The organism is Thiohalophilus sp., from assembly GCF_046483665.1.
GTDB lineage: Bacteria > Pseudomonadota > Gammaproteobacteria > UBA6429 > Thiohalophilaceae > Thiohalophilus.
Genome location: NZ_JAWOCR010000008.1, coordinates 1 through 5719, shown reverse-complemented (window position 1 = coordinate 5719; position 5719 = coordinate 1). Strand labels below are relative to the sequence as shown.

Annotated in this window: 7 protein-coding genes and 1 pseudogene; 4 read left to right on the top strand and 4 right to left on the bottom strand. The window is 53.1% G+C overall.

The features are described from left to right. The 3 genes from R6U90_RS02445 to R6U90_RS02435 all read right to left on the bottom strand — a co-directional run. The coding region (locus tag R6U90_RS02445) for a thiosulfate oxidation carrier protein SoxY (protein ID WP_410351072.1) at nucleotides 1-269 on the bottom strand (269 nt) is incomplete at its 3' end. 26 nt (nucleotides 270-295) lie between these two features. Further along, a complete protein-coding gene (gene soxX, locus R6U90_RS02440) occupies nucleotides 296-658 on the bottom strand; it encodes a sulfur oxidation c-type cytochrome SoxX (RefSeq protein WP_410351071.1) in 363 nt (120 codons plus the stop codon). Between the two features lie 233 nt (nucleotides 659-891). Then, nucleotides 892-2364, bottom strand: a complete 1473-nt coding sequence (locus tag R6U90_RS02435) for a M48 family metalloprotease (protein WP_410351070.1) — start codon at nucleotides 2362-2364, stop codon at nucleotides 892-894. A gap of 190 nt (nucleotides 2365-2554) precedes the next feature. Between R6U90_RS02435 and R6U90_RS02430 the strand changes: the two genes are divergently transcribed. From R6U90_RS02430 to dsrE2, 3 genes are all read left to right on the top strand, one after another. Then, on the top strand, nucleotides 2555-2878 hold the full coding sequence (locus R6U90_RS02430) for a rhodanese-like domain-containing protein (RefSeq protein ID WP_410351069.1): 324 nt from the start codon (nucleotides 2555-2557) through the stop codon (nucleotides 2876-2878). Between the two features lie 145 nt (nucleotides 2879-3023). Beyond that, complete coding sequence (locus R6U90_RS02425) at nucleotides 3024-3254, top strand: sulfurtransferase TusA family protein (RefSeq protein ID WP_322566934.1); 231 nt, start codon at nucleotides 3024-3026, stop codon at nucleotides 3252-3254. 92 nt (nucleotides 3255-3346) lie between these two features. Continuing rightward, a complete protein-coding gene (gene dsrE2 / locus R6U90_RS02420; protein ID WP_410351068.1) occupies nucleotides 3347-3823 on the top strand; it encodes a sulfur carrier protein DsrE2 in 477 nt (158 codons plus the stop codon). Nucleotides 3824-3983: 160 nt separating this feature from the next. Here the strand turns inward: dsrE2 and R6U90_RS02415 are convergent, their stop codons facing one another. Further along, nucleotides 3984-5219, bottom strand: a complete 1236-nt coding sequence (locus tag R6U90_RS02415; protein ID WP_410351067.1) for an OmpP1/FadL family transporter — start codon at nucleotides 5217-5219, stop codon at nucleotides 3984-3986. Between the two features lie 308 nt (nucleotides 5220-5527). Here R6U90_RS02415 and R6U90_RS02410 point away from each other — a divergent pair. Next, nucleotides 5528-5719 (top strand): annotated as a pseudogene (locus R6U90_RS02410) (hypothetical protein); the annotation flags it as partial.

The following is a 5719-nucleotide window of genomic DNA, read 5'->3' as shown; positions in this document are numbered from 1 at the left end:
TCGGCAATGTCGCCGATACCGGTTTCCACGGAGACCGGGACCACGGCGCCGTTTTCGGCGATGTCCGGGGCCTTGATGGTGATGTCATCCGACGGCTGGGTCTGGGCGGTGCCAAACAGGTCGTTCATGGCCGTTTCCATGCTTTCGGTTTCGAAAGCATTCTTGGGCCAGGCGGCCATAACGGCGCCGGGAGTCAGCAGACCGGCACTGACAGCGACTGCGACGGTGCCGCTGGCCAGGCTGCCTTTCAGAAAGGTTCTACGTTGCATTGATAGTGTCCTCCACTACACGGAAATTAAAGGGTATAAACCCACTCGGTAACGTGATCGATCTCTTCTTCGGTCAGGATGTTGTGCTTGCCGAAGGGAGGCATCATTGTGTTCGGGTTTGTCTTGGTCGGATCGGCAATCCATTGACGCAGTTCGCTTTTGTCCGGGAAGCGAGCTTTCATGGCCACCAACGGCGGTCCGATGTTACCCGGCAGGTGAGCGCCTTCGTAACTGTGACAGGCAAAGCAATTGCCGGCTTTACGATCTTCGGCAATTTTCTTGCCCATTTCTGCATCAGCAGCGATTGCTGTGCCGGGTACCAAAGCCATGGAACCGAGCAACATAGCAACAGTACTGGCGGTAGCTATGAGTTTAGCGGGTTTCCGCATGGTCTCCTCCTCATTGAAGTTAGAGATTAAGTCAGTTTTAAGGCTGACGTCTTATTATTGTGGACGCTCATCGTGCTGATAAGACTTATACCTCGTAACGGTTCATAGGATACAGATTGAGAACCTAATAGCAAGTACCGTCAGTGTGTTTCAGTAAATCAGCTAACACTAATGTACTGATTAACCAAACGATTATGCTGTCAGTACAGTGTAGAGGAAAACGCAGAGCGTTGTCAGGAAGGATCTTCGAGTGCGGCGATTTCGTTTTTCAATTCCTGCAGGCGGGCTTCGGCACGGGCGGCGTCGTAAAAATCCAGTGCGTCGCTTTTGAGTGCCTGGTTGAACTGGCTGATGGCCTGACGGGAGAGACCGGTGCGGTAATAGTATTCACCCTGCGCGATCTGCGCTCGTGCGCGGTTACCCAGTTTTTCTTCGGCCTCGGCCAGCAGTTGATAGAAGCGAGGCTTGCGATCCCGCTCGCGCAGGAAATCCCGCAGCACCTGAAGGGCGGTGTCGGCCTGGTCATTACGTAACAGGCTTTCCACATAACCCCGGGTCAGGGCGGGGTTCTGCGGATAGAGTTTAAGCGCATTGCGATAGTCTTCGAGTGCCGCGTCGCTGGCGCCCTGTCTGCTGTTCAGTTGCGCCCGGGCCAGCAAGAAGGCGATGCGCTGCGGCTGTTCGGCCAGCAGTTTATCCAGTTGTTGTTGAGCGCTCTGGTAATTGCCGGTTTCCAGCAGGCTCAGGGCATAGCCGTAACGCTCGGCGGTGCGATTGAGATAGCGCCCGGACTCCAGATTCCCGGCAAACTGATCACGCAGTTCGGTGGGCTCGCGGCTGGTCAGGACCTTGATGCGGTTACGCATTAAATGAAAGCTTTCGACATCCTCGTTCAGCCTGGGGTCGTATTCCCGTGCGCGGTTACGTGCATCGGCGATACGCGTATCGGTCACCGGGTGGGTGCGCAGGAACTCCGGCCCCTGCGGGCCATAGAGGCGGCTGGCTTTGTGCATCTGCCCAAAGAAGCTGGCCATGCTGTTGGGATCAAAACCGGCGTTGGCCAGTAATTTGATACCCAGATGATCGGCTTCCTTCTCGTTGGCCCGGGTAAAGTTAATGCGACTCTGGATGCTGCCGGCGGTGATCGAGGCGATGGCCGCCTGACCTATATCCGGGCTTTGCGCGCCGAGCACGATGGCGGCGATCAGTGCGGCCAGCACCGGCAGGCTGCTGCCCCCGCCAAAATCGTAGGCACGGGCATGGTGACGCTGGGTGACATGGGCGATTTCATGGGCCATCACCGAGGCCAGTTCGCTTTCTGTCCGCGTGGAGAGAATCAGTCCGTAGTGAATACCGATATAGCCACCGGGCAGGGCAAAGGCGTTGATGTCGGGTGCATCGATCAAGAAGAAATGAAAATCGGTCATGTCACTGTCGCCGGCGGCGATGAGCCGGTAACCGAGATGATTGAGATAGCTGTCGATCAGGGGGTCGTTGATGATGCGCCCGCTGCGCTGGATATTGCGCATCACCGTCTTGCCCACCCGTTTCTCCTCGGCGGGTGTGGCCACGCCCGCCGAGGCATCGCCGATATCCGGCAGGTTCGACTGCGCCGGCAAGCGCACCGGCGTGAGAATCAGCAGGACAATGAGCAGCCAGCCGGGGGTGGTTCTGAAAGGGCGAAAATTAATTGTGTTAGACCTCATCAATAATAACAGGGCAGGGGCATCATACGGCCATATCGCCACACTGACGAATTCGCAACATAAGACCGCCAGTTACGTGATGGGTTCGACTCGTATTCATTTCAACATTCCAGTAGACTATGCGCGCTTTGACTAAAACCCTGCTTGCCTCGGGGTTTTAGGATATCAGGAGAGTCATGGGAGAGACATCATGATGCAGGTATTCAAGGAGATCGAGGTTGCGGATCTGGCCAGCATGCTGGAGGATAGCGACCACGGTATCAGCCTGATTGATATTCGCAATCCGGCTGACGCCACACACGAGAGTATTCCCGGGGCCATAAACGTGCCCATGCACCAGCTGCCTCTGGAAATGAAGGGGCTTGAACCGGAACATCTGGTGGTACTGTATTGCCAGATAGGACAACGTTCCGCCCAGGCCTGTGCCTATCTGAGCGCCAGCGGGTTTGACAATGTGCATAACCTGCGGGGCGGGATTCAGGCCTGGAAATCCAGTGGTCTGGCAATGGCATGAAACCCTATTGACAATACTGGATTACCACAAAAATCTTGTGTTCTAAATCCAGTTGTCATATAAGTGTAGGATTGATTCCTAATATTCAATCAACTTTATTTCTGAAACCCAAAACCAACTCAGATGACTTGAAGGAGAGAACGAGATGGCTGATTTCGATCAAGAACTGGACGCATCAGGCCTGAACTGCCCGCTGCCGATCCTGCGTGCCAAAAAATCCCTGGCCGGCATGTCTGCGGGACAGGTTCTGCACATCATCGCGACCGACCCGGGTTCCGTAAAGGACTTCGAAGCGTTTTCCAAGCAGACCGGTAACGAGCTGATGGAATCCAAGGAAGAAGGCGGGAAATTCTACTTCCTGATCAAAAAGGCCTGAGGCCTCTGAAGACTATATTATTATAAATACATCAAAACCGCTGTTACCGTGCCCGGCATATGGCGGGCAGGTGACACGCATCGAGGTGCACTATGTCTAAAAAACTTGCCATAATTGCGACGAAGGGCACGCTGGACTGGGGTTATCCGCCGTTCATCCTGGCCTCTACCGCCGCGGCGCTGGGCTATGACGTCCAGATCTTTTTCACCTTCTACGGCCTGCAGCTGCTGAAGAAGAAAATCAACGTCAAGGTCAGCCCGCTGGGTAACCCCGGCATGCCGATGCCGATGGGCATGGACAAATGGTTCCCCGTAATCGGAACCGCCATCCCCGGGATGGAAGCCATGATGACCAAGATGATGAAAGCCAAGATGAAATCCAAGGGCGTGGCCAGTCTTGAAGACCTGCGCGACCTGTGTGTCGAAGCCGACGTCAAGATCATCGCTTGCCAGATGACTGTCGATCTGTTCGATATGAATCATTCGGATTTCATCGACGGGATCGAATACGGCGGTGCCGCCATGTTCTTTGAATTCGCCGGCGAAGCAGACATTAGCCTGTTCGTCTGAACCGGATTCAAATCATGGGAGAGAAAAAACCCGAAGCGGAAGCTTCGGGTTTTTTTTATGCAACGAAGAAAGTTGGCAGAAAAGAAAGTTGGCAGACTTCAGATGGCAGTTGGCAGTCGAAATAGCTGATTCCGACTTTCTGCCAACTGCCTGCTTTGTTCTAGAACTCCATAGATAACCCGACACTGATCAGATCCGAGTCGGATTTGTAGGTGCCGTCATACAGCGAGGTGCCATTGGGTTCTCCACTAGTATATGTCTCACCAGAAAAATCACGATCGTCAACATCCACTAGCATGTAAGCCAGTTCCAGATTCCAGTTACCGAAATCGTGAGTCATACCCAGGCTGAACAACTGGCGATCATCATCTGGCACCCGGGCCGAGAAGTATTCATCCGGCTGCGGAGTTTCGTCGTAGGAGTAACCAAACATAAGTTTGGTCTTCGGGTTCATCTGGTAGATAGCTCCGAGACGATATGCCCAGGAATCATCCCAGTTATTGGTACTGGTTGTATCGCCGGAACCATAATCGATCACAATTTCATCAAAGCTGCTCCAACCAGTGCGTTCTACATCCAACTCAATGCCAAATTTGTCGTTAATTTGGTAATGCATTCCGATCTGAAATAAATCCGGGAATTCTAGGGTCGCGGTGGCTGCAACTGGTGGATTACCACCGTTGTGGTCATGAACAATCCCCGATACATCTACTTCTACGGCACTACGGTAATTGGCACCTATAGTAAATTGGTTATTCAGCTTTTTCTGATAGGCGATATTCCAACCCATATCTCCGCCACGGCCTTTGATATTAGTACCCTGGGTATTGAAAACCAGTTCATCCAGATCGTAATAGTTAATTCCAAATGCGAAACTACTGGTGTCATCAATTTGCCAGGCCAGATTTGGATTAACATTGAACATCTTGATTCGGCTAAGTTCAGGCGCATTTGGATCGGATCCAGCACCACCGAAAGAACCAAAGGTGCCGCTAGGCCATTTGGTTTCCAAACCGAAGGGGACGTTAACAGCCAACCCGAAGGACATGTTGCCATGTCCCTTGACCATGAAGTAGCCGTTAGGGATCCAGAAGGTATCTTCGCCCGTGGAGCCAGTGGCTGTCCCGACATCGGGCGTCACCTCGGGCTCATAGGTGATCCGGGTGATACCGGCATTGATCGAATTGCTGTCGTGAAACGACATCGCTGCCGGGTTATAGGCCAGGGCGCCGACTTCACGGGTGTTGGCGACCAGCGCGTTGGAGGTGGCGGTCCCCACAGTCGAGACTTCGGGGATGCGAAAGCCGGAGGCCATAACGTGCGATCCGGCCAGGGTCAGGCCCGTTGCCAGCAGGAGGGAACGGGATAAACGCGTACAGGTTAATTGTTCTTCCATGGGGATAACCTCGTCGGCTGTTGTGACTTGTGATGCTCACACAGTAATGGGGAAAATTTCAACTGACCATACTGCGAAAACAAATAAGAAAATAATAATATAGTAATAATCAAAATCAATAGCCTTATAAAAATGGCTTGACACTATTGAGCTGCTAATGAAAGATACGATGCCAGTTGCAAACACCTTTCGTTGCACCACAACAACAATCAGTGTCACCACTACAACATTAATAATGCGCATGCTTGGCATGCCGGTGACAAACACAACAACAATGTCACACTTCACCTTTCATGGGAGATGAAACAATGAAGAAAATCAACAAACGACTGCTCGCCACAGCCGTCGCTGCCGCACTTGCCCTGCCGACGGCGGCTCACGCGACCAATGGTTACTTCGCTCACGGTTACGGCACCAAGAATAAGGGGCTCGGCGGAGCCGGCGTGGCCCTGCCGCAGGATTCCCTGGCTGCGGCCACCAACCCGGCCGGTATGGCATTT